This window comes from Flaviflexus sp. (assembly GCF_052087705.1).
GTDB lineage: Bacteria > Actinomycetota > Actinomycetes > Actinomycetales > Actinomycetaceae > Flaviflexus > Flaviflexus ciconiae.
This window is the reverse complement of record NZ_JBQCYC010000006.1, coordinates 34,409-59,899: the sequence shown is the minus strand read 5'-3', so window position 1 is coordinate 59,899 and position 25,491 is coordinate 34,409. Positions and strand designations below refer to the sequence as shown.

The 25,491-nt window shown below is 61.8% G+C and carries 18 protein-coding genes, 1 pseudogene and 1 riboswitch; of the genes and pseudogenes, 5 read left to right on the top strand and 14 right to left on the bottom strand.

The features are described from left to right. Positions 1-230: pseudogene (locus ACTHUY_RS04695) on the bottom strand (hypothetical protein); the annotation flags it as partial. A gap of 519 nt (positions 231-749) precedes the next feature. On the opposite strand from ACTHUY_RS04695, the gene ACTHUY_RS04690 reads away from it, so the two are divergent. Continuing rightward, a complete protein-coding gene (locus ACTHUY_RS04690) occupies positions 750-2,999 on the top strand; it encodes a 6-phosphofructokinase (RefSeq protein WP_441677859.1) in 2,250 nt (749 codons plus the stop codon). Between the two features lie 126 nt (positions 3,000-3,125). Here ACTHUY_RS04690 and ACTHUY_RS04685 read toward each other — a convergent pair whose 3' ends face one another. After that, positions 3,126-3,782, bottom strand: a complete 657-nt coding sequence (locus tag ACTHUY_RS04685; RefSeq protein ID WP_441677905.1) for a response regulator — start codon at positions 3,780-3,782, stop codon at positions 3,126-3,128. After that, entirely contained in the window at positions 3,776-4,918 is a 1,143-nt protein-coding gene (locus tag ACTHUY_RS04680; RefSeq protein ID WP_441675076.1) for a PspC domain-containing protein, read from the bottom strand. Before ACTHUY_RS04680 ends, ACTHUY_RS04685 begins: the two co-directional genes overlap by 7 nt. 115 nt (positions 4,919-5,033) lie before the next feature. Between ACTHUY_RS04680 and ACTHUY_RS04675 the strand changes: the two genes are divergently transcribed. Beyond that, positions 5,034-6,500: a PspC domain-containing protein gene (locus tag ACTHUY_RS04675; protein WP_441677857.1), complete on the top strand. Its 1,467-nt coding sequence runs from the start codon at positions 5,034-5,036 to the stop codon at positions 6,498-6,500. 2 nt (positions 6,501-6,502) lie between these two features. Continuing rightward, positions 6,503-7,039 (top strand): hypothetical protein, encoded by a 537-nt coding sequence (locus ACTHUY_RS04670; RefSeq protein ID WP_441677855.1) that lies wholly within the window; start codon positions 6,503-6,505, stop codon positions 7,037-7,039. A 210-nt stretch (positions 7,040-7,249) separates the two neighbouring features. Here ACTHUY_RS04670 and ACTHUY_RS04665 read toward each other — a convergent pair whose 3' ends face one another. After that, complete coding sequence (locus ACTHUY_RS04665; RefSeq protein ID WP_441677853.1) at positions 7,250-10,663, bottom strand: bifunctional proline dehydrogenase/L-glutamate gamma-semialdehyde dehydrogenase; 3,414 nt, start codon at positions 10,661-10,663, stop codon at positions 7,250-7,252. Between the two features lie 9 nt (positions 10,664-10,672). Further along, positions 10,673-10,945, bottom strand: coding sequence for a DUF3017 domain-containing protein (locus ACTHUY_RS04660; RefSeq protein ID WP_441654466.1), 273 nt, complete (start codon positions 10,943-10,945; stop codon positions 10,673-10,675). Between the two features lie 28 nt (positions 10,946-10,973). On the opposite strand from ACTHUY_RS04660, the gene ACTHUY_RS04655 reads away from it, so the two are divergent. Next, positions 10,974-12,023, top strand: a complete 1,050-nt coding sequence (locus ACTHUY_RS04655) for an FAD-dependent oxidoreductase (RefSeq protein WP_441677852.1) — start codon at positions 10,974-10,976, stop codon at positions 12,021-12,023. 160 nt (positions 12,024-12,183) lie between these two features. Here the strand turns inward: ACTHUY_RS04655 and purH are convergent, their stop codons facing one another. The 4 genes from purH to ACTHUY_RS04635 form a co-directional block, all read right to left on the bottom strand. Continuing rightward, a complete protein-coding gene (purH, locus tag ACTHUY_RS04650; RefSeq protein ID WP_441654468.1) occupies positions 12,184-13,764 on the bottom strand; it encodes a bifunctional phosphoribosylaminoimidazolecarboxamide formyltransferase/IMP cyclohydrolase in 1,581 nt (526 codons plus the stop codon). Positions 13,765-13,786: 22 nt separating this feature from the next. Then, a riboswitch (ZMP/ZTP riboswitch) is annotated at positions 13,787-13,869 on the bottom strand. Positions 13,870-13,872: 3 nt separating this feature from the next. Beyond that, entirely contained in the window at positions 13,873-14,811 is a 939-nt protein-coding gene (locus ACTHUY_RS04645; RefSeq protein ID WP_441675071.1) for an LPXTG cell wall anchor domain-containing protein, read from the bottom strand. A gap of 83 nt (positions 14,812-14,894) precedes the next feature. Then, entirely contained in the window at positions 14,895-15,566 is a 672-nt protein-coding gene (gene purN, locus ACTHUY_RS04640) for a phosphoribosylglycinamide formyltransferase (protein ID WP_441654470.1), read from the bottom strand. Continuing rightward, entirely contained in the window at positions 15,559-17,013 is a 1,455-nt protein-coding gene (locus ACTHUY_RS04635) for a cell division protein PerM (RefSeq protein WP_441677849.1), read from the bottom strand. Before ACTHUY_RS04635 ends, purN begins: the two co-directional genes overlap by 8 nt. Before the next feature lie 134 nt (positions 17,014-17,147). Here ACTHUY_RS04635 and ACTHUY_RS04630 point away from each other — a divergent pair, with 134 nt between their 5' ends. Beyond that, positions 17,148-17,582 carry a hypothetical protein gene (locus ACTHUY_RS04630; protein ID WP_441654472.1) on the top strand — a complete coding sequence of 145 codons (435 nt, stop codon included), beginning with the start codon at positions 17,148-17,150 and terminating at the stop codon, positions 17,580-17,582. A 200-nt stretch (positions 17,583-17,782) separates the two neighbouring features. Here the strand turns inward: ACTHUY_RS04630 and sucD are convergent, their stop codons facing one another. The 5 genes from sucD to ACTHUY_RS04605 all read right to left on the bottom strand — a co-directional run bounded on the left by sucD (position 17,783) and on the right by ACTHUY_RS04605 (position 25,348). Continuing rightward, entirely contained in the window at positions 17,783-18,700 is a 918-nt protein-coding gene (gene sucD, locus ACTHUY_RS04625) for a succinate--CoA ligase subunit alpha (RefSeq protein WP_441677847.1), read from the bottom strand. A gap of 12 nt (positions 18,701-18,712) precedes the next feature. Further along, positions 18,713-19,876, bottom strand: a complete 1,164-nt coding sequence (sucC, locus tag ACTHUY_RS04620) for an ADP-forming succinate--CoA ligase subunit beta (protein WP_441675098.1) — start codon at positions 19,874-19,876, stop codon at positions 18,713-18,715. Positions 19,877-19,972: 96 nt separating this feature from the next. Continuing rightward, complete coding sequence (locus tag ACTHUY_RS04615) at positions 19,973-21,991, bottom strand: acyltransferase family protein (protein ID WP_441677846.1); 2,019 nt, start codon at positions 21,989-21,991, stop codon at positions 19,973-19,975. Positions 21,992-22,330: 339 nt separating this feature from the next. Continuing rightward, positions 22,331-24,952: a UvrD-helicase domain-containing protein gene (locus tag ACTHUY_RS04610; RefSeq protein ID WP_441654475.1), complete on the bottom strand. Its 2,622-nt coding sequence runs from the start codon at positions 24,950-24,952 to the stop codon at positions 22,331-22,333. Positions 24,953-25,009: 57 nt separating this feature from the next. Continuing rightward, positions 25,010-25,348, bottom strand: a complete 339-nt coding sequence (locus tag ACTHUY_RS04605) for a hypothetical protein (protein WP_126703733.1) — start codon at positions 25,346-25,348, stop codon at positions 25,010-25,012. Positions 25,349-25,491: the final 143 nt, after the last annotated feature.

Below are 25,491 nucleotides of genomic sequence, written 5' to 3'. Positions count from 1 at the left end.
TGCGGGTGCTGGCCGGTGTGCGGGGTATTGCCGGTCCACTGCAGATTCTGCTGGTTCGGGTACTGACCGCTGTGCGGGGTCTGCCCCGAGTAGGGTGTCTGGCCGGACCACTGCTGGGACTCGTCCTGCGCAGACGCACCCGGTTGCTGGCCACCGCGGGGATCTGCCCCGGCGCCCTCCTGGTGCGGCTGCTGGTTGCCATCTGGTCGGAAACGGTCGTCGCTACTCATGTTCTGCATTATGTCGCACTTGATGGGCCCGTAGGGAGGAAAGAGCGGCATTGGGAGGTGGAGGACTCCCCACTCACGCTGTGCACGGCCCTCCCGCACCGCGGGATGCATCAGCATTTTCGTCCGGCAGCTTGCCTTTCGACCCGGGTTGCTCCAGCTTCCCAGTGTGATCCCGTGTGCGTGAGCCCGGCAGCGGGTTTGCCGCCGACCAAATGGTGAGACTTCCTCCGATGTTGATCAGGAATGCATGCGATCGTGTCCCGGACCTCTTCTCATCACCGCCCGGCTCGTATCGAAGCCCCGGGTATAGGTCTCTCAGCCCTGCGCCTTAGCAACCCAGGGTTGCGTCCCAGAATATGGGCGGAGCGTTGACATTGTTGCACGGCTTTCAGCAAGGATGTTCATAACACTGAGAGATTCGCTGGATTTGTGGAGGGCAGAGCATATACCACGATCGTTTGCCGTTTCTTGCCCCTAAGTCACGTCCCACTTATCTTTTTCATCGGGGACAATAGAGACATGGAACCAGTGAAGATTGCCGTCTTAACCTCGGGTGGCGACGCCCAGGGAATGAATGCCATTGTCCGCTCCGTGATTCGCACAGCCCTGCACGTCGGCGCTAAACCGTTCGCGGTGCGGGAAGGCTGGAAGGGAGCCGTTGAGGGCGGCGATCTGATCCAGGAAATGTCCTGGTCGGATGTTTCCGATATTCTCCACCGGGGCGGCACGATCATCGGCACGGCTCGTTCGGATCGTTTCCGCGAGCGCGAGGGCATGAGGGACGCGGTGAAGAACTTCGTGACCCGCGGTATCGACCGTCTTGTCTCAATCGGTGGTGACGGAACCCAGACAGGCACAAACGAGTTGCGGGAGGAGTGGTCGTCGCTGCTCGAGGAGCTCGTTGATCGTGGTGAGATCACTCGGGAGCAGGCCGATGCTCATCCGAAGCTTTACATTGCCGGCGTTGTTGGCTCGATTGATAACGATCTGGTGGGAACTGACATGACGGTCGGCGCCGACTCGGCACTGCACCGCATCATCGACGCGATTGACGCGATCTCTTCCACCGCTGAATCTCACCGCCGGTCTTTCATCATTGAGGTCATGGGCAGGCACTGCGGCTACCTGGCTCTCATGAGCGCCATTGCCGGCGGCTGTGACTACGTCTTTGTTCCCGAACATCCCCCGGCCGATGGCTGGGAGGATGACATGAGCCGGGTCCTCAAGGAGGGCCGCGACGCGGGCCGCCGCGACTCCATCATCATTGTTGCCGAGGGCGCGATGGACCGGCACGGTGAGAAGATCACGTCGGAGCGCGTGAAGAACGCTCTTGAGGAGCGGCTCGGTGAGGCCGCCCGGGTCACGATGCTCGGTCACGTGCAGCGCGGTGGCATGCCGTCCGCCTACGACAGGTGGATGCCGACCCTGCTCGGTTACACGGCAACCCTGGAGCTCATCAACTCCGACGGGGATGCCTACATTATTGGCACTCGCCGCAATCGCCTGGTCAAGCTTCCTCTCATGAAGGCTGTGCAGGATACTCGTGCGGTTAAGACCTACACGGCAGAAGGCGACTATGAGGCCGCAATCGGTGCCCGCGGCGCCTCCTACGGCGAGATGGTCAAGACCTTCGATGTTCTTTCCGCTCCGGTTCCGCCGAACGGTCACGCGAAGCCCAAGGGCCGGATTGCTCTGGTCCACGTGGGTGGGCTCGCACCGGGCATGAATACTGCGGCTCGTACAGCCGTGCGTCTTGGTATTGATCGCGGCTACGAGATGGTGGGCATCAAGGGCGGTTTGCCGGGCCTGGTTGACGGCAAGATGGTTCCCCTGTCCTGGTGGGACGTGGAGTCCTGGTCCAGCACGGGCGGTGCCGCTCTTGGCACCCGCCGCCGCATCCCGTCCATTGACGAGTTCTACGCGATGGGACGGACCATCGAGGACGCGAAGATCGACGGCATCATGATCATTGGCGGGCTCAACGGCTTCGAGGCCGCGCTGAAGATGAAGGAGGAACGCCAGCGTTTTTCGGCGTTCAAGATCCCGATCATCTGCGTGCCTGCCTCGATCGATAACAATCTGCCGCTCACCGAACTGTCAATTGGAACCGATACGGCGCTGAACACGAACGTTCGGGTTCTCAATCAGATCAAACAGTCCGCCTCCGCTTCCCGCCGTTGCTTCGTCACGGAAACAATGGGCCGCAACAGTGGCTACCTGGCTCTCATGAGCGCCATTGCCTCCGGTGCAGAACAGGTGTACCTGGCAGAAACAGGGATAACACTGGCACAGCTGGCCGACGATACTGCAAAAATGGTCGAGGCATTTGAGAGGGGCCGGAGCCTCTACCTGGTTGTGCGAAACGAATATGCTTCCGAGCATTACACGACGGACTTCCTCACCCGCGTATTCGAGGAGGAGGGTGCCGGACTATTCGATGTCCGCCAGTCCGTGATCGGCCACCAGCAGCAGGGAGGTAACCCCTCCCCCTTCGACCGGCTCCTCGCCGTCCGCCTCGTTAACAAGGCGATCAGCGCGCTCGACGGTTACCTATCGGAGGGTAAGGATGACTGCACCTATGTCGGCATGACCGAGGGCGAGATCAAGGTCCACCGGCTCTCGCACATGGAAGAGCACTGGGATCCGGAAACGCGCCTGCCGCGTGACCAGTGGTGGCTTGGCCTCAAGGACGTTGCCTACATCGTGTCCGACCCGAACTTCGACAAGCCCGCCCAGGTTCTCCCGATCCTTTCAACGAACATCGGCTAACAAGCGTCGGCTCGTCAGGAGAACAGCGGCTGAGCATGTCGCTCGAGGGACCGGGTGCACGTCTTGTGTGCGCCCGGCTTCTCCGCGCAAGCAGTGCTCGAACCTCCGGATGGTGCGAAGTCCAGCTCAGACGATACGGCGGGCCACCGCCCACCGGGCCAGCTCGTGCCGGTTGGAGAGCTGGAGCTTGCGAAGCACAGCGGACACGTGGGTTTCAACGGTCTTGATCGAAATGTAGAGGTCGCTCGCCACTTCCTTGTAGGACATGCCTCGGGCGATGAGCCGCATGACTTCCTGCTCTCGTCCCGTCAGGCGATCGAGCTCATCGTCGCGGTCGGCAATATCTCCCGCTCCCGTGCCAAAGGCATCGAGAACAAAGCCTGCGAGGCGGGCCGAGAAGGCAGCATCGCCGTCGTTGACCTTGCGGATTGCGTCCCCGAGCCTCTCCCCCGTCACGTCCTTGGTGACGTAGCCGCGTGCGCCCGCTCGAACGACTGCGACAACATCTCTTGCAGCGTCGGACACGGAGATAGCGAGGAACTTCGTGCCGGGATACATATCAATGCATTCCCGGACGACTTCAGCTCCACCGCCGCCACTTCCCCCTGGCATGTGAACATCGAGGAGAACAACGTTGGGGCGGAGCGCCCGGACGGTATCGATAGCGGAGTCGACATCGTGGGCTTCGCCGACAATCTCGAAGCCCCCAACCCGGTTGAGTTCTCCCAACATTCCGGCCCTCGCGAGCGGGTGATCATCGACGATGACGATGCTGATCATGATTCTCCTCGTGGAATAAGGATATGAACTTCGGTTCCGGGATCTCTTGTCTTGATCGTAGCTGTGCCACCGTGCCTGACGGTGCGGGCCAGGATCGAGTCTTTAACACCGTGCCGATCATCGGGGATCTCACCAAGCTCGAAACCGGTTCCGTGGTCGCGAACGAACAGCTCCAACGCGTCCTTTGAAAACTCGGCATACACGCTGACCGGTGGCTCGCCGTGCCGCACAGCATTAACGACCGCCTCGCGTCCCGCCGCGAGGAAAGCTGCGGTGTGCTCACCGGCCGTGTCTTCGCCGACGGAAACGAAGTCGATCTCGACGCCGTACAGGTCCTCGACCTCGCCCACCATGACCCGCAGGGATTCCGACAAAGATTCCTCTTCGTTCTTCTGACCGTAAAGCCAGGTGCGCAGCTGGCGTTCCTGAACCCTGGCCAAGCGAGTAACGGTTGCCGGATCGCTCGCGCTGTTACGGATCAGGGTGAGGGTTTGCAGAACGGAGTCGTGCAGGTGGGCGGCGATATCGGCGCGGGCGGCTTCTGCAGCGCTCTCCTGACGCGCCACATTGAGTTCTTTAATGATCCGGGCGGCAGCGGGCCACATTCCAACGAGGGCAAGCAGAAGGACCGCGAGACCAACAACGACTGAGGTAAGCATCGTCCGCGGGTCCTCGTTGCGGACCGCGAAGATCAGGACACCAATAACGAGGAGGGCAATACCGGAGATGATCCTGATGGCCTGGACCCGGATCGAGCTGCCACCGATTCTGCTCCAGGCGAGGGCCGCGCCAACGCCGACGCACAGAATGGAAAGAAGTATCCCGAGATTGATCTCAATAATGCTCTGAGTGGCCCATATGACGATCGCGGCAATGGCAGTGACGAGGGCAAGGAACAGGAGCCGCACCTGACGGGACGGGCTGAACCGCTTTTCGGCGCGGTCGGGGATTTCCGTGGACGACGCAATGGCAAACACCAGCCACAGGTAAATGAACGCTCCCGCGAACTGGAAGAATCCGAGCGCCACGAAGACGATGCGCACGAGCCAGACGTTGACGCCCAGGTGGTCGGCAATGCCCTGGCAGACGCCAAGGATGAGCCGGCCCGACTCGGGTCTTCGCAGCGGATACCTTTCCATACATTGATCTTCGCACGTTAGGAGACCCCGAGGTGACCCTTGCTCGGGGTTATCAGGGGAAGATCAGGGCTTCCCCCAATATCGGCAGGCCATCTCCCCGGCAGAGAATATAGACATGGCTGGAGATAGTTTTTTTGATTCAATAAGAGCGTTCGGCGTGACCCGCGCCAGCGACACCCCGTTGGCCGGTGTCTCTGCGGGTCTCGCCAAGCGCTGGAACGTCGACCCCCTCGTTGTTCGCGCGATCTTCGTGGCGCTGACAGTCATGGGAGGCGCCGGCATCACCCTCTACGCACTCGGATGGCTCTTCCTCCCGGATGAAACTGACCGCATTCACGGGCAGGAACCCTTCTACGGTCAGGTCACAGCAAGCTTCGTCTTCGGTGTCCTCATCGTCTTCGCGTCTCTCGGTGGCACCGGCTGGGGCTGGGGATGGGGTAATGGATGGCCGGGGCCCTTCGCCCTCCTCATCACCATCGTCGTTGTCGCCGTCGTCATCGTCACCTTGAACGCGCAGCGCGACAAGCAACCCCCGCACGGCACCGGACCAGCAACTGGCCCTGGCACCGCTACCGGCTACGGCTCCCCCTCGGGTCACGGTAGCTCCTCATTCGGCACCGCCACCGGCCCAGCTACTTCAGGCCCCGCTACTTCTGGCTCGGCGAGCTACGGCTCGTCCACCGGTGACGGTGCCACAGCATCATCCACGACCGGTGGCGACGCTACCGACTATTCGTACGATTCCTTTTCGTCATCCACGACCGGTGGCGACGCAACATCGGAGTACACCATGGAACCCCCGACTGACCGTTATGCAACATCCGGCGCAGCCGGCAGCACCCCGCCCGGACCATCGGGTATGTCCGGTGTAGCCGGTGCGCCCGGCACTCCACCGGATCGGAGCGAACTCTACTCGACGACACCCGTGAAGACCGCGACGCCCGATAATCGCCCGGTGGCTGGAACCCGCACGGTTCTCCTCGCGCTCGCTTTTATCCTCATCGTTATCGCGGCCTTCACCTACATGAGTTACCAGGACATCGAGTTCTTTAACAATTCGACGATCATGCTTCGCGGATTCGCTATCGTCTCCCTCGTCCTTGGGCTTATCGTCATTGGCTACGGAATGAGCGGCCGCCGCGGCGGCGGGCTCTCGGCCCTCGCCATAATCGCAGCAATCCTTACCTTTCCCGCGGGTGCTCTCATGGCCTTCCCCCAGGCCGAACACCACGTCCTCATGGGTCAAGGATCCTGGTCCCCGACCACGGTCAGCCAGGTCGAGGGCGGGTTCTCCGTCCTCATGGGTGAGATCGAAATCGACGTGACCGATCTGGAAGATTCAGAATTCGATGTGCGAGGCACGATGGGTGACATCAACCTCGTTGTCGACAACGACCAGAAGATCGCGGTCGTCACGGACTTCACGATGGCAGACCTGGAAAACGCGACAGGTAACTACCAAACCGACGCCGGTTTCACCGGCGACACCGTCTACTACGTCGGCGGAATCGACGACATAGAGGACGCAGACATCATCATCCACGTGGACATGATTATGTCCTCCCTGACCATCGAGAGGTAGCCATGACTAAGCAACCCGTTATCGGAACCATCATCATCGGCGTCCTCGTCGTCCTCCAGGCCCTGTGGGCACTCGCCGTGACGTTCGAGATACCGATCATCAATCGGTTCGACTCCACGCAGATTCTGATCGTCACCCTCCTCGCCATCGCACTCCTTCTCATCATCGTTGCCCTCTGGCCGAAATCAGCGAAGAAGGAGGAGCCCCTCCAATACGCTCCCGTCAGCGAAGCAGATGCTTCCACCGGCATCACCTCCCGCAGGGAAGATATCGTTGCCGACCTGCGCTGGATCGACCCCTCCTCCGCACTGACCGTCCCCATCACCACCGGTGGTCAAGCTACCGTCCTCGTCAATCCGCAGAGCCTTGCAATCCGTACGGCGGCCACCAACGTCGACATCGGAACCGATCTCGGTCTCACCTGGCTTCGCCAGTACGGCGGCGAGAACATCTACGTCAGCCGGGGCCTCACCGACCCCGCCCAGGCACTCCTCACCGTCAACGCATCCACCACCAGCCTCACGGTCCGCTCCCGGTAAATTGGACCACGTCCGGCAACGAGGCCCGGTCCCGGTAACGAACGCCAGTCCCGAATCAAGAAAACAACAAAGCTGTTCCCCGCTTGCATGTGCGAGCGGGGAACAGCTTTATCTACACCCTGTGGTGTTACCTTCTGGCTTTCCTTCCGGCAGTACCTTCGCCTACTGACAGAAACCTTCTCGTACCTACCGAGGAAAGCACTCACCGGTTCACGTCAGCACGCCCTCAAGGAGCGAGGTGCGGTTGCCGAACCGATGGTTGGTTGCCGAGATTGCCTGCTCCTGAATGTAGGGAAGGAGCTCGATGTGGCCCGCGGGGGTCAGCGGATCGGAGTAGATCCCAACATCAATGGATCCATCGATTGCTTCGGCAAGTGCCACCGGGTCTTCGCCGAGGACACGGAAACGGACGCCGTCGGCGGAGACCGACATGCCCTTGGCACGGCGGTGCCAATCCTCGGTCGACTCGACCGTGAGGAGCACGGCGTTATTCGTAAGGAACTCGGAGACGGACACCGGTAGCGGTTCGGCTGCCGAGACTTCGACACCGGCACCGAGTGCAATGGCACCCGCGGCGCTTGCCAGCACGTCACCGACGTGCTGGCCTGCTCCGAGCCTGATGACGACTCGCGGGAAGCCCCGGTAGCGGAGGATGTTGAGCTCCACGCCAAGCTGCGATGGATCGTGCTCGGCAAGGAATTCTTCAGTGAGCGCCTTGTCCATGCCGGCCAGGGTTTCCTTTGTCCGGGCTAGGTCGGGTAGTTGCTTAGCGATGCTGGCCGCGTCCTGCAGAACAGGATGCGAAACATTGCCGTCGGCAACTCCCCTGAAGTCCGGCTCAACATGTCCGAGTCCGTACAGGTAGCTCGGTCCGCCCGCCTTCGTACCTGTTCCGACGGAGGAACGCTTCCAGCCACCAAAAGGTTGCCTGCGAACAATGGCGCCCGTGATCGTGCGGTTGACGTACACGTTTCCGGCGTGGACGTGGTCCAGCCAGTAGGCGATCTCCGCAGAATCGAGCGAGTGAATTCCTGCGGTCAAGCCGAACTCGACCGCGTTCTGCCATTCAATCGCCTCTTGGAGGGAGTCGGCTCTCATGACGCCGAGGATCGGACCGAAGTACTCGGTCAGGTGATACTCGGAGCCCGGTTGCACGCCGGAGCGAACACCGGGGGTCCACAGCTTGTCGCCGAGCTGACGGGGCTTCACAACCCAAGACTGGCCGGGCTCAAGCTGGGTGAGACCCCGCAGGAGCTTGCCCTTGGCCTCTTCGGTTACCGGCCCCATTTCCGATGATAGGTCGTGCGGGTAACCAATCTTGAGTGACTTCACCGCATCGACCAGCTGGTTACGGAATCTCTTCGAGAAGCCGATGGAGCCCACGAGAATCACGAGCGATGCTGCCGAACACTTCTGTCCCGCGTGACCGAAGGCGGAGACAACAACGTCCTTGACCGCCAAGTCAATATCGGCGTGCGGGGTGACGATGATGGCATTCTTACCCGACGTCTCTGCAAAGACTCGCAGGTCCGGACGCCAGGAGCGGAACATGCGGGCGGTGTCGATTGAGCCGGTGAGAATCACCTGATCGACCGCCTCAACAAGATGCTTACCCAGGCCCTTGTCAGCACCCGGCACCGACTCGTCGAGGTTAACGAGTTGGAGAACGTCGCGGGACACTCCCGCCTCCCACATGAGCTCGGCAATGAGGGAGCCGATGCGGCGGGTGACCCGAGCTGGCTTGAACAGGACGCTGGAGCCCGTTGCAAGGGCCGCAAGAACGCCGCCTGCCGGGATGGCGATTGGGAAGTTCCAGGGCGGGGTGATGAGTGTGGTCTCGACCGGCTTAAACACGGCGCCATCAATATTCTCGAGCGCGGGTGCCAGCGAGGCGTAGTACCGGGTGAAGTCGATGGCTTCGGAAACCTCAACATCGGCCTGGTCGATGGCCTTGCCTGCCTCCGAGCCGGCGGCCTCGATGAGCCTGCCGCGGTTAGCTTCGAAGACATCTGCGATCTTGAGAAGGACCGCTGCCCTTTCGGTGGCGGGCGTCGCCGTCCACTCCTTGCTGGCATCGATAGCGGTCTGCACCATCTCGTCGAGCTCGGCGAAGGTTGACTGGGTGTGCGTTGTTGCCGTCTGGGTTCCCTCGATTGAGTTCGGGATCCGCTCCGCAATATCCCGCGCCCACGCAAGGTTGGCGGGCAGGGACGGATCCGTGTCCGGGGTGTTGGAGAACTCTTCAGCGAAGGGCTCCGGCACCTTGTTCCGGTCCTGGCGCCTGCGGGGGCCGTGCGGGACGGTGTCCTTGCGAGCGGCGGCCTTCACGAAACGGTCCGCTTCGAGCTCGAATACGGAGCTGTCCTCGAGGGCGAACACGTTCGACATAAAGTTCTCGGGGGTGGCGTTCTCCTCGAGCCTGCGCACCAGGTAGGAGATGGCGACGTCGTACTCTTCCGGCTTGACGACCGGTACGTAGTAAAGGAGGGGGCCAACATCATCGCGTACGGCGTTCGCTTGCGGGGTGGCCATGCCGGCCAGCATCTCCACATCAACCTCGGTGCCGATCTCGAGGCCATTATCTCGGACTAGGAGCACGCCGTAAGCGAGAGTGAAGAGATTCTGTCCGGCAATGCCGATGCGAACGGCATCGACATTCTCCTTGGTGAGGGAGTCTTCAAGCATAACAAGGTAGTTGGCGTCCGTGTCCTCCTTCGTGGGTTGGACTGTAAGCTCCCACCCCCTCATGGCAGCATCGACTCGCTCCATTGACAGGTTCGCGCCCTTCACGACTCGGACCTTGATCGGTGCCCCGCCCCGGGCGCGGCGTTCCTTCGCCCATACCGTCAGGTCGGCAAGAGCCTCCCTGCCGTCGGGCAGGTACGACTGGAGAACAATTCCCGAGTGATAGGTCAGGAACTCATCCCGATCGAGGATGTTCTTGAACACCGCGATCGTCAGGTGCAGGTCCTTGTACTCCTCCATGTCCAAGTTGATGAAGGTGTTGTTTTCACGGGCTACCCGGAAAACGGGAAGCAACTGGTTGACAGCATGCTCAACGGCCTCGTTGAAGCCGTAGGCGGCGTGGGGGCCAATCACCGAGGAGACCTTGAGCGACACGTAGTCGACATCGTCCCGGCGAATAAGCTCGGTGGTGGCGGCGAGCCTCCGGCTCGCTTCTTCGTCCCCGAGGACGGCTTCACCAAGCAGGTTCAGGTTGAGCCTCGATCCGTCGGCCCGGAGCTTGGCAATGGTCGGGCCAAGCTTCGATGGCGTGACATCTGCGACCAGGTCGCCGACGAGGGCAGCAAACAGCTGGGTGGCGACGGTGCGGGCCAGCCCGGGTGCGACGGGAGCAATCCTGCCGCCGCCCTTCGCGAGTACCGACAGATACCCGGGTAGGAAGGAAGCGTCCTTGCGGGACATTTCATCGAGCTTCTCCGCAACAACATGCTCATCCTCGGGGCGAATCACACCATCGACGAAGGACACCGTGTAGTCGAGGCCACCCGGATGGTCCAGCACCTGCGACAGAAGTTTCGACGCATACGGAGTGGAATACTGCCGGGCATTATCCGACCACTCCTGCGCCTTGGCTATTGATCGCGTTACGAGATCCATCATTCAACCTTTCTAATCCACCCGAATCATGGCAGCCCAGCTCGACAGTGAGGCGAGGGCAATGCCAAAAGCGGCGAGAGTAAACGAGTCCCACCAGCGACCGCGAATATCGGGAACAATGCCGGTTGGTAGGCACATGCGTAAGAGTGCGAGGCCAATCATGCTGGCCGCGAGCGCGCGCGTTGCTAGGACCGGCCCTGCGGTGAATGCCAGTACGACAACGATGCCGATCCACACCGACATCACGCCATAGAGGGCCGGTGCCGGTACGCGCTTTTCTCCCATACGATTACTGTATCGGTTGGAGGAAAACTTGATCACAATTTGCGGAACCGGACTGGCGGGCCTACGGATCGCGGCAGAACTGCGAGAACGTGGATATGACGGGCTTTTGAGGGCTATCGAGAGGGAGGGCGTTCCACCCTACGATCGGCCACCCCTGACCAAAGTCCTATTTGGGGAGTATAGAAAACCGCTTTCCGCCGAAGGTCTCGGTGAGCTCTCCCGGCTCTGCGATGAGGTCATTACCGCCAATGTTGAATCGCTCGACGGCACCGCGGTGATCGCAAACGGCACCCGCTACGAATCGGACATAACGGTCCTTGCGCTGGGGGCCGATGCTCGCAACGCTATCGGCGGCGCACTGACCATCAGGACCCGCGACGACGCGGCAAGGCTTCGCGCTGTCGAAGGTCAGGTCACGATTGTGGGTGGCGGCTGGCTCGGATGCGAACTGGCTTCGTCCTACGCGGAAGCAGGCAGGCAGGTGAACCTTGTTGAGATCGCGGAAGACATCCTGCCCGTCCTCGGCCCGGGGGCAAGAAAGGTCCGTGTGGCACTCGAGGACCTGGGAGTAAAGATTCTCCGTCAGATTCCCGACAATCCCGGGACTCTCGTCGAGGCAACCGGCGCTATCCCCAACACGCTCGGACTGGACCTCACGACAGACGGATGGGGCCGCACCAACATGCCGGGTGTCTACGCTGTTGGCGACTGCGCCGAGATCTCCATCGGCCCCTCCTCCGGCCATTGGAACACTGCCCTGCACCAGGCAACCAGGGTCGCCGAGGCAATCATGACCGACCCGCACGCCGACCCCGTTCCGCTAACCCCCGATGTGTTCTCAACCATTGCGGGACTGGAGCTTCTCTTCATCGGGCATGCGGCAGGCACTCCCGTGGTCCTCGAGGACGGCTCCCGTACCCTCTGGATCAAGGACGGCAGGCTGTCTGGCGGGCTGACCATTGACCGTCCCGCCGACGGCGTTGCCTTGCGCAAGAACATCGGCGCATCCCTCTCCGAAGAAGCCGCCGCCGATCCCCTACCGCTGAAGAAGATTCTTCGCGCCCAGCAAACCGTATAGAAACCGCAGAACGGCGGCGCGATAGCGACACGGAGAAGCGCCCGGGAGAGATGCCTTGTGGCTCCCTTCCCGGGCGCTATCTACGACGTCTGAGCGAGCTTCCTTCGTGAACCTGTGGATGCATTCTCGACGTGAGGTTCACCCCTCAAGGCGGCCCTAATTAGTGGGCGAAGTGTCTGGTTCCGGTGAAGTACATGGGGACCCCGGCCTCGTTGGCGGCCGCGATCACTTCTTCGTCGCGGATGGATCCGCCGGGCTGGACAACGGCCTGCACGCCAGCATCAAGAAGAACTTCGAGACCATCAGCAAAGGGGAAGAAGGCGTCGGAAGCGGCGACGGAACCGCGTGCCCGCTCCTCGCTCCCGCCGGTGCCGGACTGGGCGCCGCCCGCCGAATCGACGTCGGATTCCACGGCCACACCGAGCGTGTTGGCGCGCTCGACTGCGAGGCGGCAGGAATCAACGCGATTGACCTGACCCATACCAACACCAACCGACGCTCCGTCCTTGACGAGAAGAACGGCGTTGGAGCGGACGGAACGAACCGTGCGCCACGCGAACTCAAGATCCGCGAGGGTAAGCGCATCCGCTTCCGGGCCAGCAACGTGCGACCATCCCTCAACCCTGTCGCCCGGCTGGTCGACGAGATCGCGGGACTGGACCAGGTAGCCGCCCGAAATCTGGGTGATGTCCTGGGTTTCATCGCTCTGCGTGAGCTTGAGGATCCGCAGGTTCTTCTTCGTTCGAAGAAGCTCGAGAGCATCGTCGTCGTAGTCGGGTGCAGCGATGACCTCGGTGAAGATCGGCTTCACCTGCTCAGCCATCGCCTTCGTCACGGTGCGGTTCGCGGCAATGACACCGCCGTAGGCGGAGACGGGATCGCAGGCGTGCGCGGTGGCGTGAGCAACCGCAATGTCGTCGGCGGTCGCGATACCGCAGGGGTTGGTGTGCTTGATGATCGCAACGGCAGGGCCCTCGTGATCGTAGGCGGCTCGGACTGCCGCGTCGGTGTCGCGATAGTTGTTGTAGCTCATCTCCTTGCCACCAAGCTGCTCAGCGTTGGCGACACCGCCCTTGCCGGTGGCGGAGATCCAGGCGGACTGGTGCGGGTTTTCGCCGTACCGGAGCGTCGCCGTCTTGGGCAGGGCAACGCCGACGTAGTCGTCGGTGGTCAGTTCCGACATCCAGTTCGCAACCGCAGCATCATATGCCGCGGTGTGGGCGAAGGCCTTGGCTGCCAGCACCCGGCGCTCCTCGGGAGTGAAGCCGCCGCGATCGAGTGCGGCAATCGCATCGGCGTACTGATTGGGGGACGTCAGGACAGCGACGGAGGCGTGGTTCTTGGCTGCGGCGCGGACCATGGCGGGGCCGCCGATGTCGATCTGCTCGATGCATTCCTCGGTGGTGGCACCGGAGGCCAAGGTTTCTTCGAAAGGGTACAGGTTGGCTACGACGATATCGATCGGCTCAATGGAAAGCTCCGACATCTGTTCCACATGTTCGGGCTTGGTGCGATCGGCCAGGATGCCGCCGTGAATGATCGGGTGCAGGGTTTTGACCCGGCCGTCGAAGCATTCGGGGAAGCCCGTCACGTCACTGGCCTCGGAGACGGCGATGCCGGCCTCTCGGATCACGCGGGCGGTGGCGCCGGTGGAAACGATGTCGATGCCGGCGCAGCTGATTGCTTTTGCCAGGTCGACGATGCCGGTCTTGTCGAAAACGGAAATGAGTGCGCGAGTCATGGTTCTCCTCATGGACGTTCTACCGCTATGCCCAGGCGTGCGACGCGGTAGTCGCGGCTACTCCCCGATGGTCATCCATCTTTCTCGCCAGTTGCAGCCGAGACGAGTCTAGCGGATCGACTTCCTCCGTGAAGCGAGGATTAGGCCCGTCCCACTTGCCAGAAGGATCGCGGAGATACCAAACAGGTGCTCGGTTTCAATACCCGTGTAGGGAAGCTCCTCGGCACCATCATCGGCGTCGGTTTCCGTGTCGAAGATACCGCGATCAATAAGATCGTTCGTGGCCCTGGAAATCAGGGAGCTCAGATTGCTGGTCGGCTTGCCCGTGATGATGATGTCGCGCGCAGCATCATCGAAGTTCCCGTGCGAGTCAAAGACGGTGTAGACGATCCGGTAGGTGCACGGATATCCGTGCGGACATTCGACCGGGTTGAACCAGTCGCCCCAGCCGGTGATTTCGGCAACCAGGTCGAAATCGACGTCGTCAACGATCTGTAGGCCACGGAGCAGGTCCGCTTCCGTCAGATCATCACGGGATACCGCGGTGATCGGTGCAATTGGGGAAATCACGGGCGACTGCTGCACCGGAGGCGTCGTCGGGAAAATCGGGCCCGGGTCAACCGGGGTTGTCGGATCCACGGTCGGCTCTTCGGTCGGTTCATCCGTGGGATCCACCGTTGGCTCGTCCGTGGGGTCATCCGTGGGATCGTCCGTGGGGTCATCCGTGGGTTCCTCGGTGGGATCATCCGTGGGATCGTCCGTGGGGTCATCCGTGGGTTCCTCGGTGGGATCATCCGTGGGATCGTCCGTCGGTTCCTCGGTCGGTTCATCCGTGGGAGTCACCGTGGGTTCATCGGTCGGCGCGGTCGTCACATCATCGGACGGAGCCTTCGTCGGATCCTCGGTGGGTTCCTCTGTGACATTGACAGTCGGACTGATGGTCTCGGGATAAGAGGGTATGTCAGCGGCAACAGCCGTCGCGCCGACGAAAAGTCCAGAGGTCACGAGAGCCGCTCCAAACGCGGTTCCCCTTACCCAATGACGCATCAGATCTCCATCCGTTGAGGCTATGGCTATTTAAGCACGAGGTTTTGCGGCATGACCAAAGTCATAACGTATTGCACATTTTTCTATTCGACAGGAATCGAGAGCCCAGGCTGTCCGTTTAACGTACCGGGATCATCTGCGGGGCTGTTAAGGATCGCTCGGCGACCCGAGATCCGCCAACCGTCCCGCACCATCGCACCAACCGTTTGAACAAGCTGAGCACGCTCGGCAACCTTGATCCGTTCGAGAAGGGCCTCTTCCGTGTCACCGTCGAGTACGGGAACTGCGCACTGGGCGAGGATCTGGCCGGTGTCCATGCCGTCATCAACAATGAACAGTGTCGCCCCAGCAATCTTCACTCCGTAGGCCAAAGCGTCGGCCGGACCGTGAATACCGGGAAAAGCGGGAAGGAGCGAGTTGTGGGTGTTAATGATCCGCCCGGGGAAGGCCGCCAGCGTCGCGCTTCCCAGCATCTTCAAGAATCCTGCAGAGACAACCAGATCCGGCTGCGCTTCCGAAAGTCTGGCGGCCAGGGCCCGGTCCCATTCGTTCCGCTCAGCGTAGTCGGAGACCTTCAGAACGGCGGTGTCGATCCCCACGCCCTTTGCGATCTCCACTCCCCCGCAACCATCCCGGTCGGCAACAACGAGAACAACATTGGCCCCGTAGGCAGGGTCCTCGCACGCCTCCATGAGCGCCGCAAGATTCGACCCGCCGCCCGAGATTAGAACGGCAAGGCGCGCCCGGTTAGTCATTCTTCTTTCCTTCAGCATCCGGGGCCGTACGAGCGGTGATCGCAGTGATTGCGGTCGACGTGTCATCGACCGTCACCGACGGGCTTTCTCCCCCATTGTCTTCCATGGTGTCCCCCTCGTCGGCCACCACCAGCTTTGTCTCACTACCCGTCTCATCGTGATGATTGCCCTGACCATTGCCACGAGTGACCGGCGCACTCACGCTGCCACCGTTTTGCACATCGTCGGCGTCATGAGCATTCTGAGCAACAACGGACTGCTTAGAGTCAGCGGCCTTGGCGCGGATCGTGCTGGCCTTGTCTTTCGCCATCCCCAAAACCTCGCGATACTTCGCGACCGAGGTGCGGTGAGCCAGGATCATGCCGAGAAGGAACGGCACCCCGAGGATCAGGGCTCCCATGCCAGCGGCGATTGCCGGCTCGGCACCCGTTTCGCTCATGCGTTCCGGGCCGATGGAACCCCGGGAGGCCAGGGCAAGGAAGGAGCACCCAAGCGCCACAATACCCACCTGGATTGCGCCCGTCAGGGCGGCTTCTCCAAGGGCCGGGAAGGCCCTCGCCTGCCGTATGCCCACAAAAAGTAAAACGAGTACGACGATCGCAAGGATGAACGGGGCACCATCCCCCGGCTGCGGCAGGGCGCCAAAGAGCGGGATCGCTGGAAGCGGTGCCGACTCAACGCCTAGTACAGAGAATGAGCTCCCGGTGCCAATGGAGAAGCCTGCGCCAACAAGGTAGGCCAGTGTCCAGAGAATAAAGGTTGGTAGGTATGAGAGCTGGAAGACCCAGAGCATGACGTTCGAGTGCCATTCCAGGATGTAGTAGCTGTTGATCGTGACGATCTGCGACCACCCGGCGATAACTGCGGCAACGAAAACGAGCGTGGCAAGAATGAGTCCGACGGCAAGGGCGCGCCGCCCGAGCATGAGTCCGTCGTATATGGCTCTGCCGGCCGGTGTTGTGAAGAAGCCGGTCCCGAGCCAGTCGGTGCGGTTCTTGGACGTGAGGACGGCAAGGAAAGCCATCGTCGCGGCGCCAATGCAGGCCTGCCACCAGCTTGTTCCGGTCGGGGTGATTTGCCCAAGAACCGCGGGGACCGCGGCGGAGGCTGCTATAAGAACCAGAATGTCGATCCAGTCGCGCACCGGCAACTTTCTGACAAACCCCACGAAAGCTACGAAAGTGAGAAGAGTGATGAGGAGCGGCGGCAGGGAGATTGCGACGCCGTCAAAGTGCAGGGAGCCGCCGAAGGCCGTAAGCCACCAGCCGGTTGTGATTCCCGCCACGTCCTGCCAGGACGTGGTACCGAGCGCCGGTGAATCCGCCATAACCGTGTATGCGAAGATGCCAAGCACGACAACAATGGCCCACCCGTAGAGGATGGGCTGAATCGCTGCGAACGCGAGGCGAATCGGGCTAGTACGAGCATCGGCTTTCATCGCTTCCATAATTCCAGTGATTGCGCGCCGCTTCGATTAACAACTCACCATCTCATTCATGAGAGGACTCTCATCAACCCTTCCTCCTCTCCTCATTCACACCCCCTTTAATGGATAATAGAAAACGAGTTAAAGGAGAAACCGTGTCACGAAAGCTGTGGATTGCCACCGGAACCCTCGGTGCGATTGGGGCCGTCGCCGCCACCAATATGGTGGGCGCAGATGCGACGGTCGTGGAAACACCCGCGGTATACATCGCCCCGGAGAAGGCGGCCGACGCCGAAGCGAACACCTCAGCTGATGACACGGCGGAAGCCACGTCCGACAGCGCCGACATCGACACGATCTCGGTCACGGCGGTCTCCGCGACCACGCCCGAGCCCGCACCGGCACCGGCGACCTCCGGCTCGACCGCCACGAAGTCCGCTCCAGCACCGGTCCAGCAGGCACCCGCCCAGCCCGCTCCGGTCGCTAACGCACCCGTCCAGCAGGTTGCTCCGTCCACCCAGTACTCGGCCGACTCCGGCTACTCCGCCGTCAGCGCATACTCGGCAGTATCCGCTGAATCAGCCGACTAAGGTCCGCCTAGCTCAATGCCCGGAAGCGTTTCGCCTCCGGGCATTTGCTTTCCCCACGAGAAGTACCTTGTAGGCGGTGCGTAGCTCCCGGTTCTCGTGGTAGGCCGAAGGCGGTGCAGAGTTGGTCTCCGCACCGCCTTCGATAGCGTTATCTGGTGAGTGCCCGATTCTCGGTAAAACCGATCGGTCACTCCCGCCGGTTACGTGCCCTGGAGGATGCTCCTCGCGAGGTTAGCTGTCTCGGTCGGGGTCTTGCCGACGGAGACGCCGACGGCCTCGAGGGCTTCCTTCTTGGCCTGCGCGGTTCCGGCAGAGCCGGAAACGATGGCACCCGCGTGGCCCATCGTCTTACCCTCGGGAGCGGTGAAGCCTGCCACGTAGCCGACGACGGGCTTCGTCACGTTTGCCTTGATGAACTCGGCTGCGCGCTCTTCGGCGTCTCCACCGATCTCACCGATCATGACGATCAGCTCGGTCTCGGGGTCAGCCTCGAATGCTTCGAGAGCATCGATGTGGGTCGTACCGACGATCGGGTCGCCACCGATGCCGATGCAGGTGGAGAACCCAACATCGGAAAGCTCGTACATCATCTGGTAGGTGAGGGTGCCCGACTTGGAGACGAGGCCGATCTTGCCGGTGCCGGTGATGTTCGCCGGGGTAATACCAACGTTGGACTGGCCGGGGGTGATAATGCCGGGGCAGTTCGGGCCAATCAGCTGAACGCCCTTCTGCTCCGCGTAGGCGCGGAACTCGGCAGTGTCGGCGACGGGGACGCCCTCGGTGATGATGACAACGAGGCGCATCCCAGCATTGATGGCCTCGATGACTGCGGACTTCGTGAATGCCGGGGGCACGAAGATGACGGAGACATCGGCTCCGGTCTTCTCCTTCGCGTCGGCAACGGTTCCGAAAACCGGGACCGAAACCTGGCTCGCTACCGCGCCGCCGGGGCCTACGGGAACAACATCGAAATCGACCGTCTGACCGGCCTTCTTCGGGTTCGTTCCACCAACGATCTGGGTGCCTGAACCCAGCATGCGAGCGGTGTGCTTGCGTCCTTCAGAGCCAGTGATGCCCTGGACGATGACCTTGGAGTTCTTGTCGAGAAAAATAGACATGCCTTAACTTCCTTACGCCGCGAGCTCCGCAGCCTTCGCGGCTGCTCCGTCCATCGTGTCCATGATCGTCACGAGGGGGTGTGCCGCCTCTTCGAGGATCCGGCGTCCTTCCTCAACGTTGTTGCCGTCCAGGCGCACAACGATCGGCTTCGTAGCCGTGTCACCGAGGATTGCGAGCGCCTGGACGATGCCGTTGGCAACCTCGTCGCAGGCCGTGATTCCGCCGAAGACGTTGACGAACACGGAACGGACCTCGGGATCGCCAAGGATGACGTCGAGGCCGTTGGACATGACCTCGGCGGAGGCGCCGCCACCGATGTCGAGGAAGTTGGCGGGGCCAACCCGGTACTGCTCGCCCGCGTAGGCGACAACGTCAAGGGTCGACATGACGAGTCCGGCACCGTTACCGATAATGCCGACCTGACCGCCTTCAAGCTTCACGTAGTTGAGGCCCTTTTCCTTGGCCTTGGCCTCGAGGGGATTCTCTGCCGACTTGTCGACAAGCTCCTCGTGATCGGGGTGACGGAAGCCCGCGTTGTCATCGAGGGAAACCTTGCCGTCAAGAGCAATGATCTTGCCATCGGGCGACTTGACGAGGGGGTTCACCTCGACGAGCGTGGCATCCTCTTCGACGTAGACCTTCCAGAGGTCGAGGATCACGGGAACGATCTTGTCCGCGTCCTCAGCATCAAAGCCAGCCTGGTTCACGATGTCGCGGGCGACCTCTTCGGTGATGCCAACGGTCGGGTCAACGGGCACCTTGGCGAGTGCATCGGGACGCTCGACAGCCAGCTGCTCGATCTCCATGCCGCCTTCCTTCGAGCACATAGCAAGGTAGCGGCGCTCGGAACGGTCGAGGAGAACGGAGAAATAGTATTCCTCAGCAATATCGGCGCCCTCGGCGATCATGACGCGATGCACGGTGTGGCCCTTGATGTCCATGCCGAGGATCTGGGAGCCGGCTTCTTCCACCTCCTCCGGTGTGCGTGCCAGTTTGACGCCGCCGGCCTTACCTCGGCCGCCGGTCTTCACCTGCGCCTTCACGACGAACAGGCTGCTGTTGAGTTCTTCTGCTGCTTGACGAGCTTCCAGAGGAGTTGTAGCTACGCGACCAGCAAGCACGGGCACCCCGTGCTTGGCAAAGAGGTCGCGAGCCTGGTACTCGAAGAGGTCCACGGAGGAGGTCCTTCCCATTGTGTCACGGTGTCTCGACTTCGAGACATCAGCTCAAGGATAGCAAGGGACCGGCCTTTCTGTGACCTGATTCCCAGTTTATTCCACGAACGAACGGAGAGCTCCATCAACCGTCTCCGCGAAGAGGTACATTCCCTCAATATTTGGGTGCGTCTGGTCCGCCTGAAGCATCTGCGGCTGGGCCGAAACTGCGGCGTGCCAGTCGGCAACCGCAACGTTCGGGTACTCGCTCGCAATCTCACGAATATAGTCGTTCGACGCATCGATAAACGTGGACAGTCCGTAGATCGTCACGATGACAATCATCCGGTCCGGCCCAAGCAGCTCGATGGTTTGACGAACAACATCCGGGTCGGGGATGCCGGCATTCGTACCGAAGTCCAGGATGACAGCACGGCGGATCGTGCCATCGGCGAGGCCCTGCTCAACGAGAGCGGGAGCCTGATGCCACTGCCGGTTGGACTTCGCAATGAAGTTGATTCCGGGGAACTGGACCTCGAGACCATCGGCAGAGGTCACGATCAGGGAATCACCAATCGCGGTGATCTCATCACCGGTCGGCATGGTCCAATCCCCCTCGGGAGTCTGGCCGCCATTTCCGTTATCGGGATCTTCCGAGCCCTCGGATTCACCCGGGTTCTCCGAACCGTCAGGATCCTCGGATCCATCCGGATTGTCCGTGCCATCCGGGCTCTGCGAAGCATCCGGGTTCTCAGATCTCTCGGGGTTATCGGAGCCTGGGCTATCGGTGCCGGGAGCATCGGGGTTGTTGACGTTTTCGGAGCCCTCTCCCCCGTTTGCATCTTCGGGTCCCGCCGGGTCTCCGGACGGATCGGGGGCGGTGTTGTTTTGCTCCTCGAAGCGCTTCTCGTTCTCCTCGATCTCGAGCTGGACGGAGGACTTCTCGGGGGCGCTGGCGACGGCGATTCCGGTTCCCGCGACCATGATGGCGCCGGCAACGGTTAGGCCCACGGCGGCCGGGCTCCTCGTGGCGATGTGGTTGACGGCGATCGAGATGGTTTCCTTGAAGCCGTTCTTGCGGATCGGGGTTTCGATGTAGTGGTAGGAGAACTCGCAGATACCGAAGGTCACAGCAACGGCGAGAGCGGAGCGAATCCAGAACTCGGTCGTGCCGGGGGCGGCGGGCCACAGCAGAGAAGCCATGACGAGGATCGGCCAGTGCCACAGGTAGATCGCGTAAGAACGCGTGCCGACCCACCGCGATACTCGGTTGTCGGAGATCTTGGCAAGCCGTGAGCCCGGGGCGAGCATGGCGGCGATAAGTGCGACGGTGCAGATCGAGGCGAGGAGGATGCCGCCGCGGTAGGCGATTATCGACTGGTCTTTGAGCACGAAGAGCAAAGTCATGAGGCCCACGAAGCCGGCGATGCCGACGATCTGGCTGTAGCGCTGCCATGTTCCCGCCATCCACGTGCCGCTCGGTGGTGCCCACGAGAAGGCGAGGGCAATGCCGAGTGTCAGGCCAAAGAGGTGGGTGTCGGTGCCGTAGTAGACGCGCGTGAGGTTCATCGGGTCCGCCATGATCGCCATGAGCAGTGCCGAAACGCCCGCCAGGCCAAGGGCTAGCCCCACGCGGGTCTGCCAGGTGCGGATCATCATGATGATGAGGATGAAGAGCGGTGGCCACAGCAGATAGAACTGTTCTTCAACGGCAAGCGACCAGAAGTTCTTAAACAGCAGCGGCGATGTTTGGTCGAAGTAGGACGAGCCGTGGGCAATCTCCAGCCAGTTGGAGGAGAACGTGAGGGCACCGAGAACCTGCCTGCCGATCCCCACCAGCAAGTCCCGGTTGATCAGGGCGGCCGCGGGGACAACGGTGACGACAAGGAAGATCAGGGCGGGTAAGAGCCGCCGGGCTCGGCGGGTCCAGAATCCCTTGAGATCAACTTTCTTGGTTTTCCTGACCTCGCGGAGCAGGAGCGTGGTGATGAGGAAGCCGGAGACAACGAAGAACACGTCGACACCGAGGAAACCACCGGGCAGGGCTCCGGGGGTGATGTGGTAGACGACGACGGCGATAACAGCGAGTGCTCGCAGGCCGTCAAGGCCGCCGATAATGCCCCCCGGGTCGGCCATCGGGTGGCGGCCTCGCCGCCTCCTTGGTGCAGATGTTTCTGCGGTGCTCATGATCACCTCTTTCCGGATTCTGTCCGCCACTTTAGTAGCGAACTGCCAGCGCGTCGCACTGTACTCGCCGAACCTCATGAAGTACCAGACCGGCGGCGATGTGCAGGATCAACGCCAACTGCTATCAACGGAAAACAAGGAAGATCATGCAGGCAGGATGTCTGATGGTCCCTGGGATAGCGCATGTCCTGCGACGCGCTGAACCGCGATGGGACCGGTGGGACGAGAGGACCCCGGGGCTCGTCCACCTTTCGGTTTCATAGCTCCCGGGGCCATCACGCGTGTGGGCTATTCCGGCAGGGTAAGCGGCGCCATGGAAAGCATGAGTCGCTTTGTTTTCTTTCCGTCGAAGTCGACCTTGGCGACGCGGTTGGAGCCGGTGCCTTCCAGACCGACAACCGTGCCGGGGCCGAAGGAGCGGTGGATCACGGTGTCGCCGATCTTGAGGGAAGCGAGGGCGCCGAGGCTCTCCTCTTCCTTCTGGGCACGTTCGGCGCGGGCCTTCTTGGCCTCTTCCGCGGCGGCCGCGCGTTCGGCTTCCAGTTCGGCCTTGCGCGCCTCGAGCTTTGCGAGATCTTCCGGCGTCAGGGAATCCTGGGGCCGGGTCGATGGCTTCTTACGTTTCGGTCCACCATCGAGCCGCCCGGGCTTGACCTTGCCGGTGGGGGCGGGAGCGTAGGAGGACGATCCGAAGTCGGGATCCGAGTAGCGGGAGCCACCGGAGTAGCTGGACGACGTGGATCGGCGAAGCACGTCACCCGCGGAGTGCTCTCTGCGCCAATCGACGAGTTCATCGGGGATTTCGTCGAGGAACCGGGACGGCGGCAACTCCTGGGGCGCACCCCACTGGCTGCGGACTGCGGCGCGCGTGATGTAAAGGGTTTCGCGGGCACGGGTCAGCGCCACGTACGCGAGACGCCTCTCTTCGGATAGTTCGAAGGGATCGGCAAGCGATCTCATGTGGGGGAAGGTGCCGTCCTCGAGGCCGGTGACGAACACGGTCGGGAATTCAAGACCCTTGGCGGTGTGCACGGTCATGAGGGTCACTTCGCCGTCGTTTTGCGCATCTTCATCGGGTAGCTGGTCCGAGTCGGAGACGAGAGCAACGTGTTCGAGGAAGTCGCCGAGGGTGGCCTCGGGGTTCGTCGTGCGGAACTCGGCTGCGACCGAATGGAGTTCGGCCAGGTTATCGACCCTTGCCTCGTCCTGCGGGTCATCGGAGTTGCGTAGCTCCTCCATGTATCCCGTCTTCGCCATAAGCTCGTCGAGGGTATCAGCGGGCGCCGCTCCCTCTTCCGAAGCGGCGCGTGCCTCTTCCAGGACGGTGCGGAAATCGACAATCGTCTTCTCGGCACGTGGCGTGAGGCCGGGGACTGCGCCGCGCGGGGATTCGGGGTTGCCGACGTCGGCAATTGCGCCGCCGAACGACATCCCATGCATTTGGGCGTGTGCCGCAACAGCATCTTCGGCCTTGGCTCCGAGCCCGCGGCGCGGGGTGTTAAAGATCCTTCGCATCGCCACCGTGTCATCGGGGTTGGCGATGACCTGAAGGTAGGCGAGGGCGTCCTTGATTTCCTTGCGTTCGTAGAAGCGGGTGCCGCCGATCAGCTTGTACGGGATCCCCGCGCGGATCAGCATCTCTTCCAGGGCACGGGACTGTGCATTGGCGCGGTAGAAGACCGCAATATCGGACCACTTGCGCTTGCCGGACTTGTGCATGGCCTCGAGCTCTTCAATGAGGAAGCGTGCCTCGTCGTGCTCCGAGTCGGCAACGTAGCCGATGACCTTGTCGCCCTCCCCCTGGTCCGTCCACAGCCTCTTGGCCCGGCGGTTCGGGTTATTGGAAATAACGGCGTTCGCGGCGGTCAGGATGTTCTGGGTAGACCGATAGTTCTGTTCAAGCAGAATCGAGGTGGCTGCCGGATAGTCCTCTTCGAAGGACTCGATGTTACGAATCGTGGCGCCACGGAACGCATAGATCGACTGGTCGGCGTCACCCACGACGGTAAGTTCGCCAGCATCCGGCCCGGTACCGGTAAGGATCTTGATGAGAACGTACTGGGCGTGGTTCGTGTCCTGGTACTCGTCAACGAGAATGTGGCGGAACCTGCGCTGGTAGTGCTCGGTTATGGCGGGATGGGCCTGGAGCAGGTTGACGGTCGTCATGATGATGTCGTCGAAGTCCAGAGCGTTCGCCGACTTCAACCGGCTCTGGTAGCCCCGATACGCCGCGGCAACCGTCACGTCCGCCTCGTCGTTCAGGCTCCGTGCGAAGTCATCCGGGTCGACAAGTTCGTTCTTCAGGTCCGAGATCCTGCGTAGCAGGCTCTTCGGGGTGGCCACGCGGGAGTCGATGCCCTCTTCTCGGCAGACCTGGTTCATGAGACGCAGGGAGTCGGCCGAGTCGTAGATCGTGAACGTCGACCTCATGTCCAGAGCTTCGTGCTCGGCACGAAGAATGCGCACGCAGGCCGAGTGGAAGGTCGAGATCCACATGCGGTGCGCAACCGGGCCGAGGAGAGATTGGAGCCGCTCCTTCATTTCCTTCGCGGCCTTGTTCGTGAACGTAATGGCGAGAATCTCACCGGGGCGAGCCCGGCCCGTTTCCACGAGGTGCGCGATGCGGTGCGTGAGCACCCGCGTCTTACCGGAACCGGCACCGGCGATCACCAGGAGCGGACCGCCGGAGTGAATGACGGCGGCCTTCTGCTGCGGATTGAGGCCCTCAATGAGGCGATCCGCCGCGTCTGCGGATCCTGATGGCGCAGGAGCGTACCCGCCAGGAGCTCCACCTGCCCGAGCAGGCGCCCCACCCGCGGGAGCGGTGGGGGTAGCTGGTTTTTGTGCGGCGGCTTGGGCCGCTACCTTTTGGCGGAGCCGTTCAAGGGCGGAAATCGGTTCGGGAGTCATAGATCTTTCGGGTTATCGCAAACGGGTTCGGACTACCTCGGGCGAGGACTGGTTACCTCAGACGAGGACGGCAATGGCTACGTTAACGACAACGAGCCCGGCAATGCCGCCAAAGAAGCCAGCGGACAGCTTCTCGTCGCGGCGCTCACCCCAAATAGCGAGGCCGGAGACGACGAGGGCCACAACTAGCTTAATGCCGATCTTCATGTGGTTGACGTCGCCGTCACCCATCTCGATCACACCAACAAGCAGGAGGCCGGAAAGAAGTGCACCGAGTGCGCCGTGGAGCAGGCCCTTCGGCATTTCCTTCGTTTTAAGAGCGGATAGGGCGTAACCAAAAACGAGTGCCCAGGAAAGCAGGTGAACGATGAGAAGAAGTGAACGCACGATATCCATGCCTGCCAGCCTAACGCCTGCCCCGGACCTCCTCGACCTCCGCTCCAGCGCTTCGCCGGAGAGAATACCCACACCGAAGCGTGGACCGAGTTCAGGTAAAGCGTGGGCCGAGTCCGCACCATGCAAGAACCAAGCTCAGGCCA

Excerpts from the sequence above, each read along its gene's own strand:
- sucD (WP_441677847.1), bottom strand. The coding sequence starts at position 18,700 with ATGTCTATTTTTCTCGACAAGAACTCCAAGGTCATCGTCCAGGGCATC.
- purH (WP_441654468.1), bottom strand. The coding sequence starts at position 13,764 with ATGACTCGCGCACTCATTTCCGTTTTCGACAAGACCGGCATCGTCGAC.
- ACTHUY_RS04635 (WP_441677849.1), bottom strand. The coding sequence starts at position 17,013 with ATGGAAGCGATGAAAGCCGATGCTCGTACTAGCCCGATTCGCCTCGCG.
- purN (WP_441654470.1), bottom strand. The coding sequence starts at position 15,566 with ATGACTAACCGGGCGCGCCTTGCCGTTCTAATCTCGGGCGGCGGGTCG.
- ACTHUY_RS04675 (WP_441677857.1), top strand. The coding sequence starts at position 5,034 with ATGGCTGGAGATAGTTTTTTTGATTCAATAAGAGCGTTCGGCGTGACC.
- ACTHUY_RS04605 (WP_126703733.1), bottom strand. The coding sequence starts at position 25,348 with ATGGATATCGTGCGTTCACTTCTTCTCATCGTTCACCTGCTTTCCTGG.
- ACTHUY_RS04645 (WP_441675071.1), bottom strand. The coding sequence starts at position 14,811 with ATGCGTCATTGGGTAAGGGGAACCGCGTTTGGAGCGGCTCTCGTGACC.
- ACTHUY_RS04680 (WP_441675076.1), bottom strand. The coding sequence starts at position 4,918 with ATGGAAAGGTATCCGCTGCGAAGACCCGAGTCGGGCCGGCTCATCCTT.
- ACTHUY_RS04610 (WP_441654475.1), bottom strand. The coding sequence starts at position 24,952 with ATGACTCCCGAACCGATTTCCGCCCTTGAACGGCTCCGCCAAAAGGTA.
- ACTHUY_RS04665 (WP_441677853.1), bottom strand. The coding sequence starts at position 10,663 with ATGATGGATCTCGTAACGCGATCAATAGCCAAGGCGCAGGAGTGGTCG.
- ACTHUY_RS04670 (WP_441677855.1), top strand. The coding sequence starts at position 6,503 with ATGACTAAGCAACCCGTTATCGGAACCATCATCATCGGCGTCCTCGTC.
- ACTHUY_RS04660 (WP_441654466.1), bottom strand. The coding sequence starts at position 10,945 with ATGGGAGAAAAGCGCGTACCGGCACCGGCCCTCTATGGCGTGATGTCG.
- ACTHUY_RS04615 (WP_441677846.1), bottom strand. The coding sequence starts at position 21,991 with ATGGCCGACCCGGGGGGCATTATCGGCGGCCTTGACGGCCTGCGAGCA.
- ACTHUY_RS04690 (WP_441677859.1), top strand. The coding sequence starts at position 750 with ATGGAACCAGTGAAGATTGCCGTCTTAACCTCGGGTGGCGACGCCCAG.